General features: G+C 72.3%; 29 protein-coding genes and 3 tRNA genes. 20 read left to right on the top strand and 12 right to left on the bottom strand.

Annotated features, from left to right (window positions below):
- The first annotated feature begins 168 nt into the window (after nucleotides 1-168).
- The 3 genes from AOM09_RS09130 to AOM09_RS09120 all read left to right on the top strand — a co-directional run bounded on the left by AOM09_RS09130 (nucleotide 169) and on the right by AOM09_RS09120 (nucleotide 4,025).
- Nucleotides 169-1,917, top strand: coding sequence for a bifunctional metallophosphatase/5'-nucleotidase (locus AOM09_RS09130; RefSeq protein ID WP_062387159.1), 1,749 nt, complete (start codon nucleotides 169-171; stop codon nucleotides 1,915-1,917).
- 133 nt (nucleotides 1,918-2,050) lie between these two features.
- Nucleotides 2,051-3,139, top strand: a complete 1,089-nt coding sequence (locus AOM09_RS09125) for an endonuclease/exonuclease/phosphatase family protein (protein WP_062387157.1) — start codon at nucleotides 2,051-2,053, stop codon at nucleotides 3,137-3,139.
- 40 nt (nucleotides 3,140-3,179) lie between these two features.
- Nucleotides 3,180-4,025 (top strand): formate/nitrite transporter family protein, encoded by an 846-nt coding sequence (locus AOM09_RS09120; RefSeq protein ID WP_082099010.1) that lies wholly within the window; start codon nucleotides 3,180-3,182, stop codon nucleotides 4,023-4,025.
- A 10-nt stretch (nucleotides 4,026-4,035) separates the two neighbouring features.
- Here AOM09_RS09120 and AOM09_RS09115 read toward each other — a convergent pair whose 3' ends face one another.
- Nucleotides 4,036-5,106 (bottom strand): fatty acid desaturase family protein, encoded by a 1,071-nt coding sequence (locus AOM09_RS09115; RefSeq protein ID WP_062387154.1) that lies wholly within the window; start codon nucleotides 5,104-5,106, stop codon nucleotides 4,036-4,038.
- A gap of 142 nt (nucleotides 5,107-5,248) precedes the next feature.
- Nucleotides 5,249-6,118 (bottom strand): VOC family protein, encoded by an 870-nt coding sequence (locus AOM09_RS09110; RefSeq protein ID WP_228375104.1) that lies wholly within the window; start codon nucleotides 6,116-6,118, stop codon nucleotides 5,249-5,251.
- A 102-nt stretch (nucleotides 6,119-6,220) separates the two neighbouring features.
- On the opposite strand from AOM09_RS09110, the gene AOM09_RS09105 reads away from it, so the two are divergent.
- The 9 genes from AOM09_RS09105 to rdgB all read left to right on the top strand — a co-directional run bounded on the left by AOM09_RS09105 (nucleotide 6,221) and on the right by rdgB (nucleotide 12,917).
- Nucleotides 6,221-6,991: an ABC transporter ATP-binding protein gene (locus AOM09_RS09105; protein ID WP_062387151.1), complete on the top strand. Its 771-nt coding sequence runs from the start codon at nucleotides 6,221-6,223 to the stop codon at nucleotides 6,989-6,991.
- Nucleotides 6,973-8,562, top strand: a complete 1,590-nt coding sequence (locus AOM09_RS09100) for a hypothetical protein (RefSeq protein ID WP_062387150.1) — start codon at nucleotides 6,973-6,975, stop codon at nucleotides 8,560-8,562. Before AOM09_RS09105 ends, AOM09_RS09100 begins: the two co-directional genes overlap by 19 nt.
- 32 nt (nucleotides 8,563-8,594) lie before the next feature.
- The gene (locus AOM09_RS09095) at nucleotides 8,595-8,870 is read left to right on the top strand and encodes a DUF3039 domain-containing protein (RefSeq protein WP_082099009.1); all 276 of its coding nucleotides are present in this window, start codon (nucleotides 8,595-8,597) and stop codon (nucleotides 8,868-8,870) included.
- Nucleotides 8,871-8,905: 35 nt separating this feature from the next.
- Nucleotides 8,906-9,193, top strand: coding sequence for an ATP-dependent Clp protease adapter ClpS (gene clpS, locus AOM09_RS09090; RefSeq protein ID WP_062387147.1), 288 nt, complete (start codon nucleotides 8,906-8,908; stop codon nucleotides 9,191-9,193).
- The gene (locus AOM09_RS09085) at nucleotides 9,190-9,822 is read left to right on the top strand and encodes a DUF2017 family protein (RefSeq protein WP_062387145.1); all 633 of its coding nucleotides are present in this window, start codon (nucleotides 9,190-9,192) and stop codon (nucleotides 9,820-9,822) included. The genes clpS and AOM09_RS09085 overlap by 4 nt, the downstream gene beginning before the upstream one ends.
- A complete protein-coding gene (gene murI, locus AOM09_RS09080; RefSeq protein WP_062387144.1) occupies nucleotides 9,819-10,640 on the top strand; it encodes a glutamate racemase in 822 nt (273 codons plus the stop codon). The genes AOM09_RS09085 and murI overlap by 4 nt, the downstream gene beginning before the upstream one ends.
- Nucleotides 10,637-11,422: an MBL fold metallo-hydrolase gene (locus tag AOM09_RS09075; protein WP_062387142.1), complete on the top strand. Its 786-nt coding sequence runs from the start codon at nucleotides 10,637-10,639 to the stop codon at nucleotides 11,420-11,422. The genes murI and AOM09_RS09075 overlap by 4 nt, the downstream gene beginning before the upstream one ends.
- 149 nt (nucleotides 11,423-11,571) lie before the next feature.
- Nucleotides 11,572-12,303: a ribonuclease PH gene (rph, locus tag AOM09_RS09070; RefSeq protein ID WP_228375103.1), complete on the top strand. Its 732-nt coding sequence runs from the start codon at nucleotides 11,572-11,574 to the stop codon at nucleotides 12,301-12,303.
- Nucleotides 12,300-12,917, top strand: coding sequence for an RdgB/HAM1 family non-canonical purine NTP pyrophosphatase (gene rdgB / locus AOM09_RS09065; RefSeq protein ID WP_062387139.1), 618 nt, complete (start codon nucleotides 12,300-12,302; stop codon nucleotides 12,915-12,917). The genes rph and rdgB overlap by 4 nt, the downstream gene beginning before the upstream one ends.
- Nucleotides 12,918-12,943: 26 nt before the next feature.
- On the opposite strand, the gene AOM09_RS09060 is transcribed toward rdgB, so the two are convergent.
- Nucleotides 12,944-13,486 carry a DUF4916 domain-containing protein gene (locus tag AOM09_RS09060; protein ID WP_156162314.1) on the bottom strand — a complete coding sequence of 181 codons (543 nt, stop codon included), beginning with the start codon at nucleotides 13,484-13,486 and terminating at the stop codon, nucleotides 12,944-12,946.
- A gap of 131 nt (nucleotides 13,487-13,617) precedes the next feature.
- Here AOM09_RS09060 and trxA point away from each other — a divergent pair, with 131 nt between their 5' ends.
- Nucleotides 13,618-13,983: a thioredoxin gene (gene trxA / locus AOM09_RS09055; RefSeq protein ID WP_062387136.1), complete on the top strand. Its 366-nt coding sequence runs from the start codon at nucleotides 13,618-13,620 to the stop codon at nucleotides 13,981-13,983.
- A 112-nt stretch (nucleotides 13,984-14,095) separates the two neighbouring features.
- Here trxA and AOM09_RS09050 read toward each other — a convergent pair whose 3' ends face one another.
- From AOM09_RS09050 to bcp, 3 genes are all read right to left on the bottom strand, one after another.
- Entirely contained in the window at nucleotides 14,096-14,728 is a 633-nt protein-coding gene (locus AOM09_RS09050) for a LysE family transporter (protein WP_062387133.1), read from the bottom strand.
- A gap of 72 nt (nucleotides 14,729-14,800) precedes the next feature.
- Nucleotides 14,801-14,882 (bottom strand) — tRNA-Leu (locus AOM09_RS09045).
- Between the two features lie 51 nt (nucleotides 14,883-14,933).
- On the bottom strand, nucleotides 14,934-15,404 hold the full coding sequence (gene bcp / locus AOM09_RS09040; protein WP_062387130.1) for a thioredoxin-dependent thiol peroxidase: 471 nt from the start codon (nucleotides 15,402-15,404) through the stop codon (nucleotides 14,934-14,936).
- Nucleotides 15,405-15,524: 120 nt separating this feature from the next.
- Here bcp and AOM09_RS09035 point away from each other — a divergent pair.
- The 3 genes from AOM09_RS09035 (at nucleotide 15,525) to AOM09_RS09025 (ending at nucleotide 17,769) form a co-directional block, all read left to right on the top strand.
- Nucleotides 15,525-15,600, top strand: a tRNA-Lys gene (locus AOM09_RS09035).
- 204 nt (nucleotides 15,601-15,804) lie between these two features.
- Complete coding sequence (locus tag AOM09_RS09030; protein WP_062387126.1) at nucleotides 15,805-16,440, top strand: LysE family translocator; 636 nt, start codon at nucleotides 15,805-15,807, stop codon at nucleotides 16,438-16,440.
- 228 nt (nucleotides 16,441-16,668) lie between these two features.
- Nucleotides 16,669-17,769 (top strand): NAD-dependent epimerase/dehydratase family protein, encoded by a 1,101-nt coding sequence (locus AOM09_RS09025; protein ID WP_082098994.1) that lies wholly within the window; start codon nucleotides 16,669-16,671, stop codon nucleotides 17,767-17,769.
- A 92-nt stretch (nucleotides 17,770-17,861) separates the two neighbouring features.
- On the opposite strand, the gene AOM09_RS09020 is transcribed toward AOM09_RS09025, so the two are convergent.
- The 3 genes from AOM09_RS09020 to AOM09_RS09010 all read right to left on the bottom strand — a co-directional run bounded on the left by AOM09_RS09020 (nucleotide 17,862) and on the right by AOM09_RS09010 (nucleotide 20,422).
- Nucleotides 17,862-18,857: a glycine betaine ABC transporter substrate-binding protein gene (locus AOM09_RS09020; protein ID WP_062387119.1), complete on the bottom strand. Its 996-nt coding sequence runs from the start codon at nucleotides 18,855-18,857 to the stop codon at nucleotides 17,862-17,864.
- Between the two features lie 141 nt (nucleotides 18,858-18,998).
- Nucleotides 18,999-19,730 (bottom strand): ABC transporter permease, encoded by a 732-nt coding sequence (locus tag AOM09_RS09015; RefSeq protein WP_156162313.1) that lies wholly within the window; start codon nucleotides 19,728-19,730, stop codon nucleotides 18,999-19,001.
- A complete protein-coding gene (locus AOM09_RS09010; RefSeq protein WP_228375102.1) occupies nucleotides 19,727-20,422 on the bottom strand; it encodes an ABC transporter permease in 696 nt (231 codons plus the stop codon). Before AOM09_RS09010 ends, AOM09_RS09015 begins: the two co-directional genes overlap by 4 nt.
- A gap of 59 nt (nucleotides 20,423-20,481) precedes the next feature.
- Here AOM09_RS09010 and AOM09_RS09005 point away from each other — a divergent pair, with 59 nt between their 5' ends.
- The gene (locus AOM09_RS09005; RefSeq protein ID WP_082098993.1) at nucleotides 20,482-21,237 is read left to right on the top strand and encodes an ABC transporter ATP-binding protein; all 756 of its coding nucleotides are present in this window, start codon (nucleotides 20,482-20,484) and stop codon (nucleotides 21,235-21,237) included.
- 73 nt (nucleotides 21,238-21,310) lie between these two features.
- On the opposite strand, the gene AOM09_RS09000 is transcribed toward AOM09_RS09005, so the two are convergent.
- The 3 genes from AOM09_RS09000 to orn all read right to left on the bottom strand — a co-directional run bounded on the left by AOM09_RS09000 (nucleotide 21,311) and on the right by orn (nucleotide 22,808).
- Complete coding sequence (locus AOM09_RS09000; RefSeq protein ID WP_082098992.1) at nucleotides 21,311-21,976, bottom strand: DUF4126 domain-containing protein; 666 nt, start codon at nucleotides 21,974-21,976, stop codon at nucleotides 21,311-21,313.
- A gap of 101 nt (nucleotides 21,977-22,077) precedes the next feature.
- Nucleotides 22,078-22,153, bottom strand: a tRNA-His gene (locus tag AOM09_RS08995).
- Nucleotides 22,154-22,190: 37 nt separating this feature from the next.
- A complete protein-coding gene (gene orn, locus AOM09_RS08990; RefSeq protein ID WP_062387111.1) occupies nucleotides 22,191-22,808 on the bottom strand; it encodes an oligoribonuclease in 618 nt (205 codons plus the stop codon).
- Between the two features lie 211 nt (nucleotides 22,809-23,019).
- Between orn and AOM09_RS08985 the strand changes: the two genes are divergently transcribed.
- Genes AOM09_RS08985 through AOM09_RS08975 form a run of 3 tightly spaced genes read left to right on the top strand, consistent with a single transcriptional unit; the run spans nucleotide 23,020 to nucleotide 25,003 of the window.
- Nucleotides 23,020-23,379 (top strand): GntR family transcriptional regulator, encoded by a 360-nt coding sequence (locus tag AOM09_RS08985; RefSeq protein WP_062387108.1) that lies wholly within the window; start codon nucleotides 23,020-23,022, stop codon nucleotides 23,377-23,379.
- Entirely contained in the window at nucleotides 23,376-24,260 is an 885-nt protein-coding gene (locus AOM09_RS08980; RefSeq protein WP_062387105.1) for an ABC transporter ATP-binding protein, read from the top strand. The genes AOM09_RS08985 and AOM09_RS08980 overlap by 4 nt, the downstream gene beginning before the upstream one ends.
- On the top strand, nucleotides 24,257-25,003 hold the full coding sequence (locus tag AOM09_RS08975) for a hypothetical protein (protein ID WP_156162312.1): 747 nt from the start codon (nucleotides 24,257-24,259) through the stop codon (nucleotides 25,001-25,003). The genes AOM09_RS08980 and AOM09_RS08975 overlap by 4 nt, the downstream gene beginning before the upstream one ends.
- Nucleotides 25,004-25,031 lie beyond the last annotated feature (28 nt).

Raw genomic sequence — 25,031 nt, 5'->3', positions numbered from 1 at the left:
TCGGCGGCCGTTCGTCTGCCCGCCACCGCCGCGCGTCGGCGTGGATCCGCCTGCACCCTTTCGTCGGAAACGTCGGGATAGTACGTTTTCCCGTAGGTGCGGCGCTCTCTCGCTGATCGCCCGCTCGCAGACCTGCCGATCCCAGGGCCTACGAACAGGAGATCAACGATGATGACAGTTCCACGCCGCCTCGCCGGCATCGCCGCGGTCGCGGTCGCCGCGACCGCCTTCACCCTGGCCGCGCCCGGCGCGGCGCTCGGGGGCTCGAAGGGCGGCCACGACAAGCACGGCCACGGGAAGGGCTCGGGCCATCTCCAGAGCGTCCAGCTCCTGTCCTTCAACGACTACCACGGGCATCTCGAGTCCCCCGACGGCGACGACTTCTACGACACCGACGAGGTGGGTGGAGGCGAGTACCTCGCGACGATGCTGAACGACCTGCGGGAGGACGCCCCCAAGGGTCGGTCGCTCACCGTGGCGGCGGGCGACCTCATCGGCGGGTCGCCGTTCCTGTCGGGCCTGTTCCACGACGAGCCGTCCGTGGAGTCGCTCGAGGCGATGGGCCTCGACGTCTCGAGCGTCGGCAACCACGAGTTCGACGAGGGCACGGACGAGCTGCTGCGCATGCAGCACGGCGGCTGCCACCCCGTCGACGGGTGCTACTTCGCGGACGATCCCTACGACGGCGCCGCCTTCCCGTGGCTCGCGGCGAACGTGGTGAAGAAGGACGGCTCCGGCACGCTGCTGCCCGGCACCACCATCAAGAAGGTGGACGGCATGAGGATCGGCTTCATCGGCATGACCCTCGAGGACACGCCGACTCTGGTGAGCCCCACCGGCGTGGCGAGCGTCGAGTTCCGTGACGAGGTCCGGACGGCGAACGCCGAGGCCAAGAAGCTCAAGCGGCGGGGGGTCGAGGCCATCGTCGTGCTCCTGCACGAGGGCGGGATCCCCGCGGGCGGCGGCGTCAGCGACTGCGACCAGGTCTCCGACCCGATCCGCACCATCGCCGAGCGCATGTCGCCCGCGATCGACATGCTCGTCACCGGCCACACCCACGAGCCCTACGTCTGCTCGATCGACGACCCGGCGGGCCATCCGCGCCTGGTGACCTCCGCCGCATCGTACGGCCGTGTGGTGACCGAGACGACGCTGGTCCTCAACCGCCGCACGGGCGACGTGGACCGCGCGCGCACCACCGCGGTCAACCACATCGTGGCGGGCGTGGCGGCCGATCCGGCGATCACGGCGATCGCCGAGAAGTGGGACGCCCTGTCGGGGCCGCTCGCGGCGCGCGTGGTCGGATCGGTCGCCGAGGACATCACGGGAGACTCGAGCGGGAACCGCGGCATCGAGACGCCGATGGCGGACCTGGTGGCCGACGCGATCCTGTGGGGCACCGACGGCGCGGACGAGGGCGGCGCGGAGATCGCCTTCACCAACGTCGGCGGCGTGCGTGCCAGCCTGCTGGTCGCGCCGAAGTACGAGGAGGCGAGCGGCGAGGTGACCTACGCCGAGGCGTACGACGTCAACCCGTTCGGCAACCTCATCGTCACGGTCGACATGACGGGCGCGGACATCGAGGCGGCCCTCGAGCAGCAGTACGTCCCGACCCGTGGCCGCCCGTACCTCGCGCTGGGCGTCTCGGAGGGCTTCACCTACGCGTGGGACGACTCGCAGCCGCAGGGCGGCAAGGTGGTCGAGGGCTCGATGATGCTCGACGGCGAGGCGATCGACCCGGCGGGCACCTACCGCGTCGCGATGTACAACTTCCTCTCCGGCGGCGGCGACGACTTCGACGCCTTCACGTTGGGGACCGACCTGCTCGGCGGCCCCGAGGATCTCGCGAACTTCGTGGCGTTCCTCGAGGCCAACCCCGGCCTCACGGCGCCCGAGGACCGCGTGGCCGGGCTGTGACGCGCTGACGCGGCGGCCGGGGTCGGGGGAGTGGGCCCTCGACCCCGGCCGCCGCGCGCCGCGTCCGCCCTCTCCCGCCCGCTCCCGCCCGCGCGCGCATCGGCGTGCGGTGCGACCATGGTCGAGGTGGCTCATGCCCTTCTACCGGGATCTCAACGCAGCCGACGCCGATGACCGCAGGACCATCGAGCGCCTCCTCCTCCTTCGCGCTCAGATGGCGGATCCCGACCACGGGATCCCGGAGAAGACGCTCGAGGGGACGCTGCTGCTCGCCTCGTGGAACATCCGCGACTTCGACTCCGCGTCCTTCGGCAGCCGGAGCCGCGAGGCGATGCACTACATCGCGGAGATCATCGACCGCTTCGACATCGTCGCCGTCCAGGAGGTCAACCGCGACCTCACGGGCCTGCGGCGCGTGCTCGAGCTGCTCGGGCCCATGTGGAAGTTCCTGGTCACCGACGTCACCGAGGGGGTGCCCGGCAACCGCGAACGGCTCGCGTTCCTGTACGACTCGCGCAAGGTCCGGCTCGGCGGCATCGTCGGGGAACTGGTGCTGCCGGGCGACGCGCGGCAGCTCGCGCGCACGCCGTACATCGTCGCGTTCGTCGCGGGGTGGGCGCGCTTCTTCCTCACCACGGTGCACATCACGTGGGGCACGGACGATGCGGCGCCCGCGGAGCGCGTCGCCGAGATCGACGCGGTGGCGGGTCTGCTCGCCGCGCGCGCACGCGAGCGCGACGCCTGGTCGCGCGCGATGGTGCTGCTGGGGGACTTCAACATCTTCAGCACGGACGATGCGACGTTCGGCGCGCTGACCCGCCACGGCTTCGAGGTGCCGACGGAGCTGGTCGCCGCCGCCTCCAACGCGGGCCGCGACCGCCACTTCGACCAGATCGCTTTCCTGCGGGACCCCGAGCGGCTGGTGGGCACGGGGCGCGCCGGGGTGTTCGACTACTACCAGTCCGTGTTCACCGAGCAGGACCTCGCCGACGTCTACACCGATCTCAGGACGGCCTCGGGGGAGCGGCCCGCGGATCCGCGCCGCTACTACCTCACGCAGTGGCGCACCCATCAGATGAGCGACCATCTCCCGCTGTGGTGCGAGATCACCATCGACTTCTCCGCGGCCTACCTCGAGCGCAGGCTCGCGGGCGCGTCGCGCGGCGACGCGGGCATCGTCGCGGCGGGCCGTGCCGCCGATCCGGCCGCGCCCCGGACCTAGGTACCTGCTCGGACGCGTCGGCAGCGCCTACCGTCGAGACGTGCTGACTCTCCCCGATACCGTCGATGCCCAAGCCGACGCGTCCGTCGCCAAGTCGCGCCTCGCGCGCACGCCCCTGCGCTTCCTGGTGGCCGGCATGCTCGCCGGCATGTGGGTCGGCACCGGCGTGATCCTCATGTGGTCCGCCGCGGGCCCGCTCCATGTCGCGGGGCACCCGCTCGAGCGCCTCATCGGCGGCTCGGTCTTCGCGATCGCGCTCACCACGGTGGTGTTCCTGGGCGGCGAGCTCGCGACGAGCGCGATGATGGTGCTCCCGCTCGGCGCGCTGCGCCGGCGCATCTCGTGGCCCCGGGCCGGCGGGCTGCTGCTCGGCATCTTCTTCGCGAACATGGCGGGCGCGTTCGTGTTCTCGTGGGTGATGGTCCAGGCGGGACTGTTCACGGGCGCGACGGGCCAGTTCGCGGCCGACACGCTCGCGCTCAAGATCTCCCACACGCCCGCCGAGCTGTTCTGGCGCGGCGTGCTGTGCAACATCATGGTGTGCGGCGCGATCTGGGGCGTGACCCGCCTGAAGTCGGAGGCCGCGAAGGCGATCATCATCTTCTGGTGCGTGCTCGCGTTCATCGCGGGCGGCTACGAGCACGTGGTCGCCAACATGACCGTGTTCGGCGTGGGTCTCATCTCGGGCGGCGACGTGTCGCTCGCGCAGTTCGGCACCAACATGCTCGTGGTGGGCCTGGGCAACCTGGTGGGCGGTGCCGTGGTGATCGGTCTCGCCTACGCGTTCGTGTCGGGCAGGACGCGCGTCGACGAGGCGGACGATGCGCCGGGGGCCGCCCTGGTCGCGGAGGCCGAGGCGGTCCTCGAGGACGCTCCGACCCGCTGATCGTCCCCGCTCAGCGGCCCATCGCGACGCGCTCGGGGCAGTCGAACGGGTCCCGGGCCGCGAGGCCCACGCGGTTGAGGTAGCGCACCACGATCCCGTAGGACTCCACGAGCGACGTCTCGGTGTACGGCACGCCCAGCGTGGCGCAGTGCTCGCGCACGATCTCGCGCGCGCGGGCGAGATGAGGCCGCGCCATCGACGGGAACAGGTGGTGCTCGATCTGGTAGTTGAGCCCGCCCATGAGGATCGACATCGCCCAGCCGCCGCGGATGTTGCGGCTGGTGAGCACCTGCTTCGACAGGAAGTCGAGGCGCGCGTCCGCGGGCACGATCATCATGCCCTTGTGGTTGGGGGCGAACGACGCCCCCATGTAGACGCCGAACACGGCCATCTGGACGCCCACGAACGCGAAGGCCATCCCGAGCGGCAGGAACCAGAAGATCGGCACCAGGTACAGCGCGAAGTGGAGCGCGATCGACGGCAGCTCGATCCACCGCTCGCGGCGCGTGCCGGCGGTCACCAGGTCCGCGACCGAGCGGTAGTGGAGGTTGAGCCCCTCGAGCGTGAGCAGCGGGAAGAAGAGCCACCCCTGGCGGCGCGTGATCCAGCGGATCGGGCCGCGCGCGGTGGCGGCGTCCTCCTCGACGAAGGAGATGGTGTCGCGCTCGATGTCGGGGTCCTTGCCGATGCGGTTGGGGTTGCCGTGGTGGCGCGTGTGCTTGCGCATCCACCACTGGTGGCTGATGCCCACGATGATCGTGCTGAGGACGCGGCCGAGGCGGTCGTTCGCGGGGCCGGAGGCGAGCACCGTCCGGTGGGACGCCTCGTGGCCCAGGAAGGCGACCTGGGTCAGCACGATGCCGAGCGCGGCGGCCATGACCAGCTGGAACCACGAGTCGCCGAGCAGGACGATGCCCGTGACGACGCCGCCGAGCGCGAGCGCGAGCGCCGCGCCGTACACGCCGTAGAAGACGTACGAGCGCTTCATGAGGCCCATGTCGCGGATGGTCGCGGAGAGCTCCGCGAAGGTCGACGTCATCCGGTTGACGGGGAACGATGCGGGCTGCGGCGACGCGGACATACCTCTCCTGGGCGGTGGGGGACGACTTCCCAGTCGAGGACAGGCGCGGGCGCCGGTGGTGCGGATGCCGTAACCCTACGCGACCGTAGGTTACGTGTCAGCGACCCGCGCGAGATCGTGCGGAGACCAGCGATGACGCCGTCTACGCGGAAGCCGCGTCGCCGACCGTCACCCGGATCTGGGATCCCCAGGGGTCGAGCACGGTCACGGTGCGGCCGTCGTCGGCGACCGTCGCGCCGCGATGCGCGACGCGCTCGCGCAGCGCGCCCAGATCGTCGACCGAGGGCAGCACGATGTCCATGGTGCCGAGGCCCAGCGAGGCCGCGCGCGGGCCCGCGCCGCGGGAGTTCCAGGTGTTGAGGCCGATGTGGTGGTGGTAGCCGCCCGCGGAGACGAACAGCGCGCTGCCCATGTCGAGCACCTCGTCGAAGCCGAGCGCGCCGACGTAGAACTCCTTGGCGGTCGGGATGTCCCCGACCTGGAGATGCACGTGACCGACGCTCGCCGCGGCGGCGGGCGCCGCGAGCTCGGCCTCGGTGAGGTGGGTGTCGAGGAAGCCGTTGACGTCGATGTGCTCGCTGCCCATGAGAGGGCGGCCCGCGGCGTCGCGCCGCCACGCGTCGCGCGGGCGGTCGAAGTAGAGCTCGACGCCGTTGCCCTCCGGGTCGTCGAAGTAGAACGCCTCGCTCACCAGGTGGTCGGCCGCGCCCGTGTAGGAGCCGGGCGCCGCGCGCGCGACGCGCAGCACGGCCGCCGCCAGGCCTTCGCGCGAGTCGAACAGGACCGCCGTGTGGAACAGGCCGGCGCCCCGGCGATCGAAGCGGGGCAGGCCTCGCGTGCGGGTGAGGGCGACGGCCTCGACGCCTCCGCGGCCCAGCACGCGGCGGTCGCCCTCCGCGCTGATCTCCTCGAGGGCGAGCACGTCCCGGTAGTACGCGAGCATCGTGTCGAGGTCCTCGACGCGCAGCTCCACGGGGCCCATGCGGGTGCCTGCCGCGATGCGATCGTCCACCGGTCCTCCTTCTGCCTCGCGGCTGTCCGGTGGCGCAACGTCCGTCGTGCCCGTGAGATTCCCGCCCGGTGACATGCCTGGAAGCGGCGCTACGCTGACGACGTGAGCATCGAACCGGCACCGGCGCTGTCGCTGCGCGGGCTGACCAAGCGCTTCGGTCAGACGCTCGCCGTCGCCGGTGTCGACCTCGACATCCCCGCCGGGTCCTTCTTCGGCGTGGTCGGTCCCAACGGGGCCGGCAAGACGACCACGCTCTCGATGGCCACCGGGCTGCTGCGGCCCGACGCGGGCACGGTCGCGGTGCTCGGCGTCGACCTGTGGGCCGCGCCGGAGACCGCCAAGCCGCTCCTGGGCGTGCTGCCCGACGGCCTGCACACGTTCGACCGGCTCACCGGCGCGGAGCTGATCTCGTACGCCGGGCGCCTGCGGGGCCTCGACCGCGAGGTGGTGCGGGAGCGCCGCGACGATCTGCTGGCGGCGCTGGACCTCGAGGACGCCGGCGGCACGCTGGTGATGGACTACTCCGCGGGCATGACCAAGAAGGTGGGCCTCGCGTGCGCGCTGGTCCATGCGCCGCGCGTGCTGGTGCTCGACGAGCCGTTCGAGGCGGTCGACCCGGTCTCCGCCGGCGCCATCCGTCGCATCCTGCAGGCCTTCGTCCAGACGGGCGGCACGGTGGTGCTGTCCTCGCATGTGATGGCGCTGGTCGAACGCCTCTGCGACCACGTCGCGGTGGTGGGAGCGGGGCGCATCCTCGACTCCGGCACGCTCGCCGAGGTGCGCGGCGCGACCGGTGACCTCGAGGGCCGGTTCGTCGAGCTCGTGGGCGATGTCCGCGACCAGCGGGACCTCACGTGGTTGCGGCTGTCGTAGGCATCCGCCTGCGCACCGCGTGGCACCTCGCGCGGCGCGAATGGTGGCGCGCGCTCGTCGCCGGGCTGGGGGTGCTGTGGGCGCTGACCATGGCCCCATGGCTCGTGTGGGGCCAGGACGCGCTCGCGCGCCAGGGAGGTGCCGTGCGCGCCGACCTGCTGGTCGGGGCGGTCGCGCTCATCACCGTGGGGTGGGCGGTGCTGCCGCTGGTGCTGTCAGGGCTGGACGACACCCTCGACGCGAGCCGCTTCCGCGCCCTCGGCGTCTCGGCGCGCGCGATCATGCCCGGCCTCACCGTCGCGGCGTTCCTCACGCTGCCCGCGGTGTTCTTCGCGCTCGCGCTCGCGGTGCTGGGGATGTCGTGGCGGTCGAGCGGTGCGGCGGTCCTCGCGGTCGCGCTCGCGGGGCTCGCGCTCGCCTACGGCTGCCTCGTCATGGGCGCGCGCGTGAGCGCCGCGTGGGCGTCCCGCGTGCTGTCGTCGCGGCGGGCCAAGCTCGCGACCTTCGCGGCGCTCGCCTTCGGGCTCGCCGTGGTGGCCCCGGTTGCGTTCGTGCTGTTCCGCGACGGGCTCTCGGCGGTGATCGAGACCGACGTCGACCTCCTTCTCGAGCGCATGGCGGCCACCCCGCTCGGCGCGGGGGCGGCCGCGCCCGCGTACGCGGCCGCGGGGGACTGGTGGGGCGCCGCGTGGCGGATCGCCCTGCAGGGCACCTGGCTCGCACTCCTGCACGCGGTGTGGCGCGTCAACGTCGCCCACCAGCTGGTGTCGCCCTGGGGGCGGGGCGGCGGCGCGCATCGGCGGCACGACCGCGTGCTGGATCCGGCCCGCATGCACGTGAGGCCGCGCGACCCGGCGACCGCGGCGGTCCATGCGCGGCTGCTGCGCGCGTGGACGGGCGACCCGCGCTACCTCGCGTCGCTCGCCGGGGTGCTGCTGCTGCCCGCCACCTTCTTCGTGCTGGTGATGCCCGTGTTCGACCTGGACCGGCGGTGGTCGTACCTGGTGCCCCTGGTGCTCGCGGCGACCATCGGGTGGGGGCGCCACAACGACGTCGCGTTCGACTCGACGGCGCTCTGGCTGGACGTCGTCTCGGGGCGCATCGGCCAGGCGGTCATGCGGGGCCGCCTGGCCGCGACCGCATCGTGGTCCCTGCCGCTGCTCGTGGCCGTCGCGGTCGCGACCGTCGCCTGGACGGGCGCGTGGGTCGACGCGCCGGGGCTGCTCGGCGCCTGCGTGGGCGTGCTGGGCGTAAGCCTCGGCGTCGCCGCGCTCTCCGCGGTCCTCATGCCCTACCGCGCCCCGGCCCCGGGCGCCAGCCCGTTCGGCTCCGAGGTCGGGGCGGTGGGGGCGGGGCTGCTCGCGCAGCTGGTGTCGTCGGTGGTGCTGCTCGCGATCGTGCCGTTCGTCGTGGTGCCGTTCGTGCTGTCGCTGACGGTGGCGCCGGTCTGGGGCTGGGTGGCGTGCGCGATGGGCGCCGCCCTGGGCATCGGCGGGTACGCGGGCGGGGTGCGCGCCGCCGGCGCCGTGTACGACCGTCGCGCCGGCAGGCTGCTGGCCGCAGTCGGCTGATCGCGCGGGAGGCCCCGCGTACGATGGGCGGCATGAGCGAGACCCTTGAGCCGATGACGCAGCCGCAGGGCGGCACCGCGACGATCGAGCGCACCGACACCCGCGAGCTGGTCGAGCCGGGCGATGCGGAGCGCTTCGCGCACTACGTCAAGAAGGAGAAGATCCTCGAGTCGGCCATGAGCGGCGAGCCGGTCATCGCGCTGTGCGGCAAGGTGTGGGTGCCGGGTCGCGACCCGAACCGCTTCCCGGTGTGCCCGGCGTGCAAGGAGATCCTCGACGCGGCCTTCGGCAACGAGGGCGACGAGTAGCGTCCGATTCCGTCACGCGGCCGTACGCTGGGGCCGTGGGCACCCAGGAACGACTCGACCCCCAGGCGGGGGTGGGCACGCGCGTGCGCGAGCCGTGGGTCACGGTCGTGTGGAACGACCCGGTCAACCTCATGAGCTACGTCACCCGGGTGTTCCAGGAGTACTTCGGGCTCGCCCGCCACGAGGCGGAGGCGCGCATGCGCGAGGTGCATGAGAAGGGTCGCTCGGTGCTGAGCAGCGGGAGCCGCGAGCAGATGGAGATCCACGTCCAGGCCATGCACGGCTACGGGCTGTGGGCGACCCTCGAGCGGAGCGACGGGTGAGGGCTTTCGCCGAGCGCGACGGCGCTGCCGTCGCGGCGCTCGACGAGGAGGAGCGCCTGGTGATCGCGCGCATCGTCGCCGACGTGGGGCTGCTGCTGGGCGCCGAGTCGTTCGGCTCGGAGCCGCACTCGACGCTGCCGCATCGCGAGGACCTCGCGGAGAGCCTGCGCTTCCTCGACGGGGTCGAGGACGATCCGGTCGAGCCCGAGGATCCCGCGCTGCTGCGGCTGCTGCCGAATGCGGCGCCGCGCGACCGCGAGGTGGCCGACGAGTTCCGGCGGCTCACCCAGGAGGACCTGCGGGCCACCAAGATCGCCCGCCTGCGCCGCCTGTGGGACGACCTGAGCGCGGAGGCGACCGAGTGGGTGGTCCCCACCGAGCAGGTGATGCCCATGGCGGCGGCCCTCACGGACGTGCGCCTCGTGGTCGCCTCGCGCCTCGCGCTCGCGAGCGACGAGGACGCCGAGGCGCTCCACGCGGAGATCGCCCGCGCCGCCGAGGCCGCCGAGCAGGGGACCGAGGCGGAGCCGCCGGTCGATCCCGAGCGCCTCTGGCTCGGGATGCTCTACGACGCCCTCACGTGGCTCCAGGAGTCCCTGGTGTCCGTGAGGCTGGGAGGAACGGCATGAACGACGCGCCCATCGGTGTGTTCGACTCGGGCGTGGGCGGCCTCACGGTCGCGCGCGCGATCATGGACACGATGCCGCACGAGGCGGTGCACTACGTGGGCGACACCGCGCACGGCCCGTACGGCCCGCTCGCGATCGCGGAGGTCCGCCAGCACGCGCTCGACATCATGGACGCGCTGGTCGCGGACGGCGTGAAGACCCTCGTGATCGCGTGCAACACCGCCTCCGCGGCGGTGCTGAGGGACGCGCGCGAGCGGTTCTCGCGCGAGCGCGGCATCCCCGTGGTCGAGGTGATCCTGCCGGCGGCCCGCCGCGCCGCCACCCTGTCGCGGTCGCGGCACGTCGGCGTGATCGGGACCGTCGCGACCGTCACCTCCGGGGCGTACGAGGACGCCCTCGCGGGAGCGCCCGACCTCACCATCACCAGCCAGGCCTGCCCGCGCTTCGTCGACCTGGTCGAGGCGGGGGAGACCTCCGGCCCCGAGGTCATGCGCGTGGCGCGCGAGTACCTCGCGCCGCTCCAGGACGCCGGCGTCGACACGCTGATCCTGGGCTGCACGCACTACCCGCTGCTCGCCGGTGCCATCTCGTACGTCATGGGTCCCGACGTCACGCTGGTCGACTCGGCGTCGGAGACCGCGCGCGACGTCTACCGCGTCCTCGCCGCCAACGGGCTCGAGAGCCCCGCGCATCGTCCTCCCGCGCACCGCTTCTACGCCACCGGGCCCCGCGACCGCTTCGAGGCGCTCGCGCAGCGATTCCTCGGCCCCGTGGTGAGCCAGGTGGAGCCGTTGCCCGCCGTGGAGGCGGCGTCGTGAGGCTCACCGTCGTCGGCAGCGCGGGCTCCACCGCGGGCCCGGACTCGCCGGCCTCCTGCTACCTGCTCGAGGCGGACGATGCGGCGGGACGCACGTGGCGCATCGTCCTCGACCTTGGGTCGGGTGCGATCGGGCCGCTGCAGCGGCACTGCGACCCGACGCGCGTGGACGCCGTGCTGGTGTCCCACGGCCATCCCGACCACTGCGCCGACCTGGCCGCGCTGTCGGTCCTGCGCCGGTACGGCCCCGCAGCGGACGAGGAGCTTCCCCCGCTGCCCCTGTACGGACCCGAGGGACTCGACCGGCGCATCGTGCAGGTCTCCGGATCCGAGGACGCGGCTGCGGCGGACACCTTCGACTTCACCGCGGTCGGCGACGGCGACACCGCCGCGGTCGGGCCGTTCTCCCTCACCTGGGCGCGCGCCTGGCATCCGGTCCCCGCGGTCGCGGTGCGCGTGGCCGGACCGTCCGCGATCACCGAGGGCGCGACCACGCTGGTGTTCACCGGCGACACGGACCGCTGCGACGACGTCCTGGGTCTCGCGCGCGGCTGCGACGTGCTGCTCGCCGAGGCGGGCTGGGCGCACTCGCGCGTCAACCCCGAGGGCATCCACATGAACGGCACGCAGGCGGGCACGCTCGCGCGCGACGCTGGCGTGGGCGAGCTCATCGTCACGCATGTCGCCTCGTGGGTGGATCCCGCCGCGACGCTCGAGCTCGCGGCCGTCGCGTACGGCGCCCCGGTGGCGCTCGCGACCCCGGGCGAGACCCACGTCCTCTGACCCCCACCCTCGGACACTTCCAACGGAGCTCGTCCCGGTTTCCCGGCGCGTCGCACCGCGTGACCGGTCCCACCCCCGGCGGGTCGGGACCAGCTCCGTTGCCACTGTCGGGGAGGTGGGGGTGGGTGGGCGCGGATAGGCTCGTCACCATGACTGTGACTCGCGCCGACGGCCGCACCCCCGACCAGCTCCGCCCCGTGTCCTTCGAGCGCGGCTTCCAGAAGAACGCCGAGGGCTCGTGCCTCGTGACGTTCGGCGGGACGCGCGTGCTGTGCTCTGCCTCGTTCACCGAGGGCGTGCCGCGCTGGAAGAAGGGTTCCGGCGAGGGGTGGGTCACGGCCGAGTACGCGATGCTGCCGCGCGCCACCAACACGCGCAACGACCGCGAGTCGGTGCGCGGCAAGATAGGCGGGCGCACGATGGAGATCAGCCGGCTCATCGGCCGCTCGCTGCGCGCCATCATCGACGTCAAGGCGCTGGGCGAGAACACCATCGTCCTCGACTGCGACGTGCTCGACGCCGACGGCGGCACGCGGACCGCGGCGATCACCGGCGCCTACGTCGCGCTCGCGGACGCGATCGCGTGGGGCAAGGCCAACGGCGCCATCAAGGCTAACGCGAACCCGCTGACCGGCTCGGTGTCCGCGATCTCGGTCGGCATCATCGACGGCGTGCCGATGCTCGACCTGCCGTACGTCGAGGACGTGCGCGCCGAGACGGACATGAACGTGGTCATGACCGGCGCGGGCGGGTTCGTCGAGGTGCAGGGCACCGCCGAGGGAGCGCCGTTCTCCAAGGACGAGCTCGACGCGCTGCTCGCGCTCGCGACCGCGGGCAACGCGGAGCTCGCGCTGCTCCAGGCCGTCGCGCTCGAGGGCTGAGCGTGGCACGCCTCGCGATCGCGACGCACAACGCCCACAAGGTCGATGAGATCTGGGCGGTCCTCGCGCCAGCCCTGCCCGGTCTGACCAGGGAGGACGTCGCCTCGGCGAAGGAGCTCGACGCGCCGAGCCCCGTCGAGGACGGCACGTCGTTCGCCGAGAACGCGCTGATCAAGGCGCGCGCGCTCGCGGCGAGCAGCGGGTTGCCCGCGATCGCCGACGACTCGGGCATCGCGGTCGACGTCATGGGCGGCGCGCCCGGCATCTTCTCGGCGCTGTGGAGCGGCCGGCACGGCGCCGACCGCGAGAACCTCGAGCTGCTGCTCGCGCAGATGGCCGACATCCCCGATGCGCATCGGGGTGCGCGCTTCGTCTGCGCGGCGGTGCTGGTGATGCCCGACGGCCGTGAGGTGGTCTGCGAGGGCGTGGTCGAGGGCGAGCTGCTGCGGGCGCCGGCGGGGGAGGGCGGCTTCGGCTACGACCCGATCTTCCGGGCGCACGGCGAGACCGTCTCGAACGCCGAGATCTCGCCCGAGCGCAAGAACGAGATCAGCCACCGTGGCCACGCGTTCCGCGCGCTCGCGCCGCACGTCGCCGAGGCGCTCGCCGGCTGAACCTGGGAGGGATGCGCCCCGCGACCTCAGGTGAGGGCGCCGCAGTGAGCGAGCGCCTGGCGCAGCAGCACGTGCTGGCCGCCGGCCATCTCCGCCGCGATCTCGTCGCTCGCGGCCTCCTCCGGCGTGAGCCACGTGAGGTCCAGCGCGCCCTGCTGGGGCTCGCAGTGGCCGTCGACGGGCACCACGTAGACGAGCGCCACGGCGTGCTGCCGCGAGTCGTGGAACGGGGTGAGGCCCTTGGTGGGGAAGTACTCGGCGACGGCCAGCGGTGCGGGCGACAGCGGCACCTGGGGCATCGCGGCGAGGCCCAGGTCCTTCTCGAGGTTGCGCACGATCGCGTCGCGGATGCGCTCGTGATACAGCACCCGACCAGCGACGATGGCCCGCGAGATGACGCCGTCGATCGCCCGCAGCAGGAGTCCGACCTCGGTCACCTCGCCCATGGGATTAATCCGGACGGGGACCACGTTGACGTACACCAGCGGGAGCTCGGAGCGGACGTGCTGCAGCTCGCGGTCGGACAGCCAACCGGTGGGTTCGTCGGGGAGCTCGGCCATGTCGGTCATGAGTCTTTTCTACCGCGTGGCCGCGCGTGGTCCGTCATCCGCGCCGTGGCATGACAACCTGGATACCGAAACCCGTGCCGACGACAATGCTAGAATACCCCCTAGGGTATATATGCCAGAGAGAGGAAGCTATGGCCACCGTTGAGCTGACCACCGATACCTTCGACGAGACCGTGAGCAAGGACGGCATCGTCCTCGTGGACTTCTGGGCCGAGTGGTGCGGCCCCTGCAAGCGCTTCGCCCCCATCTTCGAGCAGTCGTCGGACACCAAGCCCGAGATCGTCCACGCCAAGGTCGACACCGAGGCGCACCAGGACCTCAGCGTCAAGTACGGCATCACCGCGATCCCGACGCTCATGGCCTTCCGTGACGGCGTCATGGTCTTCAACCAGGCCGGCGCGCTGCCGGGCCCTGCCCTCCAGCAGCTCATCGGCGCGGTCGAGGGCCTCGACATGGACGAGGTCCGCGCGAAGATCGCCGAGCACGAGAGCGCCTGAGCCCTCACGGCCTGAGCGACGGCCCGACCTCCCCCCCTAGGGGAGGTCGGGCCGTCGCCGTTCGGGGGGACGATGCGCGGCGGCTCAGGTGCGCCCCGGGCTCGGCGTGCGGCTACGCCGCCTGCGCGGCGACGATCGCGACGATGCCGAGCGCGATCACCGCGACGGCGGCGGCGATCCCGAGCAGCCGCACGATGCGCGGCGGGACCCGCGCGCCGACGGCGGCTCCCGCGACGGCGAGGCCCGTCTGCCACAGGAGCGACGCGGCGCCGGCGGCGACCACGAACACCGCCGGCTCGTACGAGGCCGTGGTCACGGTGGTGACCACCGCGGCGAGCGCGAGGAAGTACACCACCGTCGCCGGGTTGAGCGCGGTGAGCCCCACGAAGCGCGCGAAGACTCGCCAGGGGCGGCCCCGGACGGGCTCGCCTGCATCGGCCACGGGCGGGCGCAGCGCCCCGCGCAGCATCATCGCGCCGATGCCGATGATGACCGCGCCCGCTACGACGCCGATGGTGGTCATCCAGGGCTGGAGCGCCTCGGCGACGAACGCGCCCGCGGCGACCGCGACCGCGCAGTAGGCGAGGTCGACCGTCGCGACGCCCGCGGCGGCAGCGAGGCCGCTCCGGAGCCCCTGCATCATCGCCTCGCGCAGGATCAGCACGCCGATCGCGCCGAGCGGCATGGCCACCGCGAGGCCCGCGACGAAGCCCGCGGCCGCCAGGGTGAGGAGATCGTGCGTCACGGAGTCATTGTGGCGCGGACCTGGTCGGATGCCACAGATCCCGCACCGGCGGGGCCGGTGCGGGATCGATCGTGCGCGAGGGGGGACTTGAACCCCCACGCCCGAGGGCACTGGAACCTAAATCCAGCGCGTCTGCCAATTCCGCCACTCGCGCGCGGGGACCAGGATACGGGCCGATGCCCGCGCATCGTCCCTCCCGCGCGTGTCAGTCGATCTTGAGGTCGCGGCGCAGCTTGGCCACGTGGCCCGTCGCCTTGACGTTGTACTGCGCGAGCGCCACCGTGCCGTCCTCGTCGACCACCACGGTCGAGCGGATCGACCCCTCGACCTCCTTGCCGTAGAGCTTCTTCATGCCCCACGCGCCGTACGCGTCCTGGATCGCGCGGTCCTCGTCGGAGACCAGCGTGAAGGTGAGGCCCTCGGCCTCGCGGAACTGCGCGAGCTTCTCGGGGGAGTCCTTCGAGATGCCCACGACCTCGTAGCCCTCGGCGTGGAGCCGGTCGAGCGAGTCGCGGAAGTCGCACGCCTGCGTGGTGCAGCCGGGGGTCATCGCGGCGGGGTAGAAGTACAGGATCACCTTGCGGCCGCGCAGGTCCGCGAGGCGGAAGGTGCCGGAATCGGTGGAGGCGGAGAAGTCGGGTGCGGGGTCGCCCACGGCGAGTCGGGTATCGGTCATGGGCACCACCGTAACTGCGGGGTGCGAGAGCGCGGGCGTCGCGTGCGGGGACGCGGTGCCGATTTCACATTCTCGGAGAAGTCGGGTAATGTCTTCTCTCGCGCCGCGGTAGCGGACGATGCGCCTCTAGCTCAACTGGCAGAGCAGCTGACTCTTAATCAGCGGGTTCAGGGTTCGAGTCCCTGGGGGCGTACCACGGGCATCGTGCCGGTTCCTCGTGAAGCGATTCGCGAGCGGGAAGGTCAGGCCTCGATCAGGGCGGTTCCGCCACTCGTCACGGGTGGCCGGACCGCCCTGAGTCGTTTCCGCGCTCAGCCCCGGCGATGCCGTCCTCCTGCACGTCTCCGTCGTGGACGCCGACGCGGCCGCCGTCGCCCGACCGCACGCCTAGGCTCGCGCCATGACGATCGATCAGGCGGTGCTCGGCTTCGCCGCGGTGGCGCTGCTGCTCACCATCGTGCCCGGCATCGACACCACGCTGGTGCTGCGCTCGACGCTCGTCGGCGGACGGCGCCAGGCCGCGGCCGCCGCGCTCGGCATCACGCTCGGGCTGTTCGTGTGGGGCGCCGCCGCCGCGGTGGGCGCCGCCGCGCTGCTCGCAGCCTCCGAGCAGGCCTTCCGGGTGGTCACGCTCGGCGGCGCGGCGTACATCGTCTACCTGGGCGGACGCATGCTGTGGCGGGCCGTGCGAGGGGACGATGCGACGGTCGCCGACGCGCCGCCGGCGGCCCGGCGCGGGGTGGGAAGGGCGCTCGCGACCGGCCTCACCACGAACGTGCTCAACCCCAAGATCGGCGTCTTCTACATCGCAACGATCCCGCAGTTCATCCCCGACGGGTACGCGCCGCTCCCGGTCGGGCTGCTGCTCGCGGCCGTGCATGCGGCGCTGGGGCTCGTGTGGTTCGCCCTCATCATCCTCGGTGCGGGATACGCGCGGCGGTGGCTCGGGAGCGCGCGGGGCGTGCGCGCGGTGGACGCCGTGGCGGGGACGGCGCTGGTGGCGATGGGGGTCCGGCTCGCCCTCGCGCACCGCTGAACCGCGCGCCGGAATCCTCCGAATCGCGCGATCTGCCGCGATTGCCACTGGCCAAGCGCCGTTCCGTGCGCTAGAAGTAGAGGCGTGGACAAAACGGACGAAGGCGGACCTTTCGGTCCGACGGAATCCTGCAGGTGTCCGCAGGGTGCGAGCTTCGGGCTCTCCGCTCGCTGAGCGAGGAGCCGGTGCACGCGCCGTCCAGGGGGGATCACAGCACGGGGGTATGTGATGGGCGACGCTGAGAGGGCTGGCGACAGCTCGATCTTTTCGGGCCGGACGGTGTTCATCACCGGGCACAGCGGATTCATCGGGGCGTGGCTCGCCACGGTCCTCGATCATCTGGGGGCGACCGTCGTCGGGTACTCCGTCGACGACGACCCCTCATCGGCGACGCGCGCCGCGTGGCTCGCGGACGAGGGCGTGCAGCGCATCACGGGTGACGTTCGCGATCGCGGACGGCTGTTCGCCGCGCTCGAGCTGACGCGACCGGACATCGTCTTCCACCTCGCGGCGCAGGCGATCCTGTGTCGCGGCTTCGACGATCCGCACCTGACGTTCGACGTCAACCTCAACGGCTCGCTCAACATGCTGGAGGCCGAGCGCATCGGGCTGGTCCCGGCGCTCGTGCACGTGACCTCGGACAAGTGCTACGTCCCCATGGCGGCGGACGGCGGCATGCTCACCGAGGACAGCCCCATCGGCGGCCGCAGCCCGTACTCCGCGTCGAAGTCCATGGCCGAGAACATGTTCCGCGAGTTCATGGACCTCCCGCGGCTCGGCGGCGCGCCGCACCGCTCCGCGTCGGTCCGGCTCGGCAACGTCATCGGCGGCGGCGATGACGCGGACCGCCTGGTCCCCAACTGCGTCCGCTTCTTCCAGCAGGAGCGCGTGTTCGCCGTGCGCGACCCGCTCGCCGTGCGGCCGTTCCAGCATGTGCTCGACGTGGTCGACGGATTCGTGCGCCTGGGGGCTCGCCTCCTCGCCGCGCAGGAGGAGACCGTCCACGCCCTCAACTTCGCACCTCCGACGGCGGGCCACACCGCGGGCGAGATGGTGTTCGAGCTCGCACGCGCGTGGGGCGACGAGGCGCTCATCAGCCCCGAGCGCGACGTCTGCGGCTTCCTCGAGGACAAGCTGCTGTGGCTCGACGGCTCGCGCGCCGCGGAGCTGCTCGACTGGCACCACGCGTTCGACCTGCGCCGCTCGGCCGAGCGCATCGTCGACTGGGTCCGCAGCGTCGACGCGGGCGCGACCGCGGCCGTGACCACGCGACGCCAGGTGGCCGAGTACTACCTCGAGCCCGTCCGCGCCATCGAGGCCGCCGCCTGACCCGTCGCCCGGCGCGCCCGCCTCTCGCTCGGCCCCGTTCCGAGACACGAACGCCCGGTCCGTACGGACCGGGCGTTCGCGTGCACCGCGCGTCAGCCGAGCTCGCCGTCCGAGCTGAACACCAGGCCCACCATCACCTGGCCCTGACGGAGGGCGTTCTTGGTGAGCGGGCCGCCGGCGTCGAGCGAGTCGAACTGGGCGACCTCGAGCCCGTACTCGTCCTCGAGGCCCAGCTGGCAGAAGGGGCGCTCGGGGCACTCGGGCGGTCCGCCGAGCGAGATGGTGCCGCACGTGTCCGCGAGCTCGGTGAGCGACGTGACGCCGTACTCGTCGGCGAAGGCGGTGGTGACGGCGAACGCGTTCTGGTCCTGTGCGGCGGACGCCGCGCCGAACACCAGACCCGCATCGGCCGCGAGCGGCTCGAGGGCCGCGACCGTCGCGTCGATGTCGCCCGAGGCGACGGCCTCCGCATCGGCGCCGTTCGCGGCGAGGTTGAGGTACTCGGTCACCGTCGCGGCGTACTCGGGCACCACCTGGATCTCGCCGTTCTCGAGGGCGGGGAGGTAAGTCTCGCGCGAGCCGATGGTCCGGACCTCGGTCTCCCAGCCGGCCGCGGAGAGCACGGCCGCGTAGATCTCCGCGACCGTGATGTTCTCCGAGAAGTTCGCGGCGCCGATGACGATCGAGCCGGAGCCCTCCTTGGGCGCCGTGATCCCCTTGTCCTCGACGTACAGCTCCGCGGCCTCCTGCGAGGTCGAGCGGTCGATGTCGACCGCCTTGTTGAGCTGGATGAGGTCCTCCGTGGTGAGGACGGCCGACACGGCGTCGAGCGCCGCGACCACCGCATCCGACGCGGCATCCGCGTTGATCGCCGGGATCACGTTGTCGGCGTTCTGGAGCATCTTGTCGTCGTCGAGGACCACCAGGTCGTCGCCCGGGACGGGCTGGCAGGCGACCGCCATCGGCTCGTCGCTCGTCGCGGCGGACGAGCCCGGCGACTCGTCCGTGCCGGTCCCTCCTGACGAGCATCCGGCCAGCAGCAGGGTGGCGGCCGTGGCCGCCACGATGATTCCGTTGGTGCTTCGCATGTCACTCCTCGGATCGGGGGTCTCATGGGGCGCAACCGGAGCCACGTCCCGGTTGTTCCCATGCGGCACGGTTTCCAGGGTATTCACCATTCGGTCCCGTCGCGAGGGCGGATGGGTGCCGCGCGGGGCACGAGGCGCGGCTCAGGCGGCGACGACGGCCGCACGCCGCAACGGCGCGGGGGTGACGGCACGCTGCGCGCGGGCGAGGAGCGCGTCGATACCGAGGCACAGCACGGCGATGAGGACGCCGCCCGCGAGCACCTGGCCGTAGCGCTGCGTGGCGACGCCCGTGTTGATGATGACGCCGAGCCCGCCCCCGGCGACCAGCGCCGCGAGCGGGACGGTGGCGACGGTCTGCGTGGTCGACGTGCGCAGCCCGGCGGCGATGAGCGGCACCGCGAGCGGCAGCTCGACGCGCAGCGCCACCTGCAGCCGCGTCATGCCCTGCCCGAACGCGGCCTCGCGGACGTCGGCATCGACGTCCGCCATGCCCGTGAACGTGTTGGTGAGGATCGGCGGGAACGCGAACAGCGCGGCCGCGATGATGACCGCGCGGTTGCCGAAGCCGATCGCGGACGCCGAGAACAGCGTGAGCAGCGCGAGGGTCGGCATCGCGCGCGAGACGTTCGACACGACGGTGGTGACCCCGCCGCCCCGGCGGATGTGGCCGAGCCACAGGCCGAGCGGCAACGCGACCGCGGCGGCGATCCCGACCGCGGCGAACGACATGTACAGGTGCTCGAGGGTGAGCGCGACGATCGAGTCCTGCTGGAACCGCAGCGAGCCGTCGAGGGCGGTCCCGAACATGCCGTGGGAGCCCACCCAGCTGAGCGGGTCGGTGAGGTAGGCCCACGCGTCGCCGATGGTGCTCACGCCGCGGCCCCCCGGACGCGCGCCCGCGGCGCGCGAACCCTGTCGCGGCGCGTACGCGCCCACGGCATCGCCCAGCGTGCAAGGAGCACGATCGCGAGGTCGAGCACCAGCGCGAGCGCGAGGCACAGCAGTGCGCTCGTGGCGATCTGCGCGCGGTAGTTCGACTGCATGCCGCGGAACATCAGCTGCCCCAGCCCGCCGTAGCCCACCACCACGCCGACCGTGACGAGCGCGACCGTCGACACGGTCGCGATCCTCAGGCCCGCGACGATGCTCGGCAGGGCGTTGGGGAGCTCGACGGTCAGCAGCAGCCGGGTGGGGGAGTAGCCGAGCCCGCGCGCGGCGTCGACGACGTCGGGGTCGACCCCCTGGAGCCCGACGAGCGTGTTGCGCACGAGCACGAGCAGCGCGTAGGCGACGAGGCCGATCAGGACCGTCGTGCGGCCGATCCCGGTGAAAGGCGCGAGCAGCGCGAACAGCGCGAAGGACGGCACGGTGTAGAGCGCGCCGGTGAGCCCGAGGATCGGTCCGGACAGCCGCGGCGAGCGCCGCGCGAGCATCGCGAGCGGCAGCGCGAGCGCGATGGCGAGGGCCATCGCCTCGAGCGTCAGGGTGGTGTGGATCGCGAGGTGCTCCCACACCTCGTCGCCGCTGCGCCGCAGGTAGTCGAGCGACAGCCAGGGGTTATCCACCCCTCGACCGTACACGCCGCGCATCCGGCGCGGTCGGGCCGTCGCGCTACGGTGGACCGATGGACACCACCGGGATCCGGCTCGAGCGGGTGCACAAGGTCTACCCCGACGGCACCGTCGCCGTGGGCGCGCTCGACCTCGAGGCGCGCGCGGGGGAGGTGCTCGCGCTCGTCGGCCCGTCGGGGTGCGGGAAGTCGACCACGCTGCGCATGATCAACCGCCTCGTCGAGCCCACCTCGGGGCGGATCCTGCTCGGCGGCGAGGACGTCATGGGTCAGGATCCCGTCGAGCTGCGGCGCGGCATCGGCTACGTCATCCAGCATGTGGGACTGTTCCCGCACCGCACCGTCGCGCAGAACGTCGCGACCGTGCCGGGGCTGCTCGGTTGGGACAAGGAGCGCACGCGCGCGAGGGTCGACGAGCTCCTCGAGCTCGTGGGCCTGCCACACGCGACCTACGGGGCGCGCTATCCGCACGAGCTGTCGGGGGGCGAGCGTCAGCGCGTCGGCGTGGCCCGCGCGCTCGCGGCGCGGCCGCCCGTGCTGCTCATGGACGAGCCGTTCGGCGCCGTCGACCCGCAGGGCAGGCGCCGGCTCCAGCGCGAGTTCCAGGCCCTCCAGCGCGAGCTGGGCACCACCGTGGTGATGGTGACGCACGACATCCGCGAGGCTGTCCTGCTCGCGGACCGCATCGCCGTGCTGTCGAGGGGCGGGGTGCTCGAGCAGCTCGGCACGCCCGGCGAGGTGACGGGTGCGCCCGCCAACGACTTCGTCGCGGACTTCCTGGCCGACTTCGGCGAGGCGCCCGCGGCCTGACGGGTCGCATCGTCCCCGGACGATGCGCGCGGGGCTCAGCGCCAGCGGCCCCGCCGCGGTGCCCGACGTGCCATCAACGCCAGCGGCCCCGCCACCACGGCGTCTTGATGCCCGCGGCGGCGCGTTCCTCGCGCTCGGCGCGCTCCTCGGCCTCGAGCTGGGCGCGGCGCCTGCGGCGCCGGCGTCCCGTGGTGACGATGCGGTAGAACACCGCGGCCATCGCGATGAGCACGAGCACGACGAGCCACGGGACGAAGATCGCGACGAGGCTGAGCGCGACCGCGGTGGCATCCTCGGCGAACGATGCGACGGGCGCGCCGGTGCCCGCGGTGGCGGCGTTCACGGACGGGCGCGACGCGGACTTCGCGGCATGGACGCCGAACGCGATCAGCGCGCCGACGATGCCCGCAATGAGCGGGTTGTCCTTCCAGAACTGGCTCTGCTCGACCACCTGGGACGCGGCGGTGGCGGCGAAGATCACGCCTCCGACCAGGGGCCGCACGAGCGACTGCAGCAGGTCGTTGATGTGGTCGACGCCGGGGATCTTGTCGAGCACCAGCTCCGCCGCGAGCAGCAGCAGGCCGATGATGATCGCGGGCCACGAGGCGAGCCAGTCGAGCTGAGGGCTCAGCACGATGAAGTCCGTGAAGCGCGCGAAGAGCCCGACCATGACGAGCGGGATGAACGCGTTGAGGCCCGCCGCGGCGGCGAGCCCGGCTCCTGTGAGCCCTGCGAGCATGTGTCCTCCTTCGTCGTGCGCCGCGTCGGCGCCCTCGCAAGGATAGTCGGCGCGTGCGGGAACGCCGAAGGCCCCGGCGCGAACCGCCGGGGCCTTCGAGATGGGGTGGCTAACGGGACTTGAACCCGCGGCCCTCGCGACCACAACGCGATGCTCTACCAACTGAGCTATAGCCACCATCGTCCCTCGCGGGACGGAGACCAGTGTACCGGGTCTACGAGGCTGCAGGTGACGCGTCGGGGGCGACGCGGGCCGCGGCCTCCTTCGCCTGGTCCGAGTCCGGTCCGGGCAGCGGGACCAGCACGGTCTCGCGGTAGTAGCGCAGCTCCGTGATCGAGTCGCGGATGTCGCCGAGCGCGCGGTGGCCGCCGGTCTTGGCAGGGGCCTGGAAGAACACGCGCGGGTACCAGCGGCGGACCAGCTCCTTGATCGAGCTGACGTCGACGACGCGGTAGTGCAGGTGACCGATGACGTCGGGCATGTCGCGCTCGAGGAACATGCGGTCCATGCCCACCGTGTTGCCCGCGAGGGGCGACTTCCCGGCGACGGGGACGTGCTGCTTGATGTAGGCGAGCACCTGCTCCTGAGCGTCCTCCATGGTGGTGCCGTGCTCGAGCTCGGGCAGCAGCCCGGAGGTCTCGTGCATCGTGCGCACGAAGTCGCCCATGCCGGCAAGCGCGGCATCGGACGGCTTGATCACCACGGAGACGCCGTCTCCCTGGATGTTGAGGTCGGAGTCGGTGACGAGGCAGGCGACCTCGACCAGGGCGTCGGCGCCCACGTCGAGGCCCGTCATCTCGCAGTCGATCCAGACGAGGGGGGTGTCGGTCATGCCCTTCACCCTATCGAGCCGCACCGACGCCGGCCGCCGGGCGATTCCCGATGACACATGGTGGACGAGCGACGAGGGTGACCTTTGCGCGCCTCGCGTCCGCCGCATCGTCCCCTCCTTTCACTCATGTCATCGGGAATCGCGGGGTTGACACGCGTCCACCCGCATGGTTGGTTAGTTAGTGAAGTAACTAACCAATGAACCGGGAGGCGTGGTGGACGACGGCCGGCCGCTGTTCCAGCAGATCGCTGAGGCGCTCGAGGCGCGCATCCTCGACGGGTCGATGCCCGAGGAGTCGCAGGTACCGTCGATCAACGAGCTCGCGGCCTTCCACCGCATCAACCCGGCCACGGCGCTCAAGGGCGTCAACCGGCTCGTCGACGCCGGGGTGCTCTACAAGCGCCGCGGCATCGGGATGTTCGTCGCGACCGGCGCGCGCGCCGTGCTGCTCGCGGCGCGCCGCGACGAGTTCCGCGACCAGCACCTGCGGCCGCTCATGCGGCGCGCCGCGACGCTCGGGCTCGCACCCGAGCAGCTCATCGACATGATCAGGAAGGAGGCGGATCGATGACCGCCATGATCGAGGCGCAGGGCCTGAGCCGAAGCTTCGGGTCCGTGCACGCCGTCCGCGACGTGACCTTCGCGGTCGAGGAAGGCGGGGTGACGGGCCTGCTCGGGCGCAACGGCGCGGGCAAGACCACGCTCATGAACCTCGTCTCGGGGCAGGACTTCGCGTCGGCCGGGACGGTGCGCGTGGCAGGGGAGGACCCGGTGGAGAACGCCCGCGTGCTGACGCGGCTGTGCTTCATCAAGGAGTCGCAGAGCTATCCCGACGCGTATCGCGGGCGGCACGTGCTCGCGATCGCGGCGAGGTTCTTCCCGCACTTCGACGCGCACCTCGCGACGCGGCTGGTCGACGACTTCGACGTGCCCGTCAACAGGATGATGAAGAAGATGTCCCGCGGGCAGCGGTCCGCCGTCGGCGCCATCGTCGGCATCGCCTCGGGGGCCGAGCTCACGATGCTCGACGAGCCCTACGCGGGCCTCGACGCGGTGGCGCGGCACGTCTTCTACGACCGCCTGCTCGCGGACTACGCGCGGCGGCCGCGCACCATCGTGCTGTCGACCCACCTCATCGACGAGGCCGCCGACCTCCTCGACCACGTCCTCGTCATCCACCAGGGGAGGCTCGAGATCGACGCGGCCGCCGAGGACCTGCGCGGCACGGCCGTGCGGCTCGTCGGCCGCGCGAGCGACGTCGACGCGTTCGTCGACGGGCGCGAGGTGCTCGGACGCGAGAGCATCGCCGGGATCCACTCGGTCACGGTCGCCGGCGTCGACGCCCAGGGGCGGGAGCGCGCGGCGGCGGCGGGGCTCGAGGTCGCCCCGGTGTCCCTTCAGCAGCTCATCGTGCACCGCACCGGCGCACCCGTCCACGAGGAGGTGGCGTGATGACCACGCTCGCCGCGCAGATCCCCGCCCGCCAGCGCATCGCCGCCGTGATGCGCCTCCACGTCGCGAACCCGTGGCCCACCGTCATCCTGCCGTGGATCGTTCTCCTCGGCGTCCACGCGCTCACGTGGTCCATCTGGGCCCTCATCTCCCACTACGCCGGCGACACCCTCGAGCCCGAGGCGTTCCGGTACGCCGGCGGTGTGTCGTGGCTGGTCATCTACATGATGGTGATCGCGATCCAGGCGATGAACGCGGGCTTCCGGTTCGCGCTCGGCCTCTCCGCGACGCGGCGCGACTACTACGTCGGGACGGTCGCCGTCTTCGGGCTCATGGCGCTCGGCTACGGCATCGGCCTGGGGCTCCTCGCGCTGGTCGAGCGCGCGACGGGCGGGTGGTGGCTGGACGGATCCTTCTACGCCCCCGCGTACCTCTACGACGAGCCGTTCGCGGTCGTCGCCTTCCACTACGTCGCGCTGTACCTGCTGTTCACCTCGATGGGGTCGCTCATCGGCGCGATGTTCGTGCGGTGGCGCGCGTACGGTCTCTACGCCTACTTCGCGGGCCTCGCGCTCGCGGTGGTCGCCTTCGTGTGGTGGCTCGTCGGCGCGGGCGGGGACGCCTTGGTCGGCTTCCTCCGCGACAACCCGCTCGCCGTGGTGATGGCCTGGACGCTCCCCGTGAGCGCCGTCCTCGCGCTCCTCGGCTGGCTGGTGATCCGGCGGGCGCCCTCGCGCGGCTGACACGCGAACGGGCCCGCGCATCATCCCC

The sequence above is a fragment of the Demequina iriomotensis genome (assembly GCF_000971395.1).
GTDB classification, from domain to species: Bacteria; Actinomycetota; Actinomycetes; order Actinomycetales; family Demequinaceae; genus Demequina; species Demequina iriomotensis.
This window is presented reverse-complemented; position numbering and strand designations above follow the sequence as displayed.

Bases quoted from the DNA above. Each gene is read 5' to 3' on its own strand.
- bcp (WP_062387130.1), bottom strand. From the start codon at position 15,404: ATGACCGATACCCGACTCGCCGTGGGCGACCCCGCACCCGACTTCTCC.
- AOM09_RS09000 (WP_082098992.1), bottom strand. From the start codon at position 21,976: ATGCTCGCAGGGCTCACAGGAGCCGGGCTCGCCGCCGCGGCGGGCCTC.
- AOM09_RS09005 (WP_082098993.1), top strand. From the start codon at position 20,482: ATGGACACCACCGGGATCCGGCTCGAGCGGGTGCACAAGGTCTACCCC.
- AOM09_RS09025 (WP_082098994.1), top strand. From the start codon at position 16,669: ATGGGCGACGCTGAGAGGGCTGGCGACAGCTCGATCTTTTCGGGCCGG.
- AOM09_RS08980 (WP_062387105.1), top strand. From the start codon at position 23,376: ATGACCGCCATGATCGAGGCGCAGGGCCTGAGCCGAAGCTTCGGGTCC.
- trxA (WP_062387136.1), top strand. From the start codon at position 13,618: ATGGCCACCGTTGAGCTGACCACCGATACCTTCGACGAGACCGTGAGC.
- orn (WP_062387111.1), bottom strand. From the start codon at position 22,808: ATGACCGACACCCCCCTCGTCTGGATCGACTGCGAGATGACGGGCCTC.
- AOM09_RS09115 (WP_062387154.1), bottom strand. From the start codon at position 5,106: ATGTCCGCGTCGCCGCAGCCCGCATCGTTCCCCGTCAACCGGATGACG.
- AOM09_RS09020 (WP_062387119.1), bottom strand. From the start codon at position 18,857: ATGCGAAGCACCAACGGAATCATCGTGGCGGCCACGGCCGCCACCCTG.
- murI (WP_062387144.1), top strand. From the start codon at position 9,819: ATGAACGACGCGCCCATCGGTGTGTTCGACTCGGGCGTGGGCGGCCTC.
- rph (WP_228375103.1), top strand. From the start codon at position 11,572: ATGACTGTGACTCGCGCCGACGGCCGCACCCCCGACCAGCTCCGCCCC.
- AOM09_RS09060 (WP_156162314.1), bottom strand. From the start codon at position 13,486: ATGACCGACATGGCCGAGCTCCCCGACGAACCCACCGGTTGGCTGTCC.
- AOM09_RS09130 (WP_062387159.1), top strand. From the start codon at position 169: ATGATGACAGTTCCACGCCGCCTCGCCGGCATCGCCGCGGTCGCGGTC.
- AOM09_RS09125 (WP_062387157.1), top strand. From the start codon at position 2,051: ATGCCCTTCTACCGGGATCTCAACGCAGCCGACGCCGATGACCGCAGG.
- AOM09_RS09095 (WP_082099009.1), top strand. From the start codon at position 8,595: ATGAGCGAGACCCTTGAGCCGATGACGCAGCCGCAGGGCGGCACCGCG.
- AOM09_RS09030 (WP_062387126.1), top strand. From the start codon at position 15,805: ATGACGATCGATCAGGCGGTGCTCGGCTTCGCCGCGGTGGCGCTGCTG.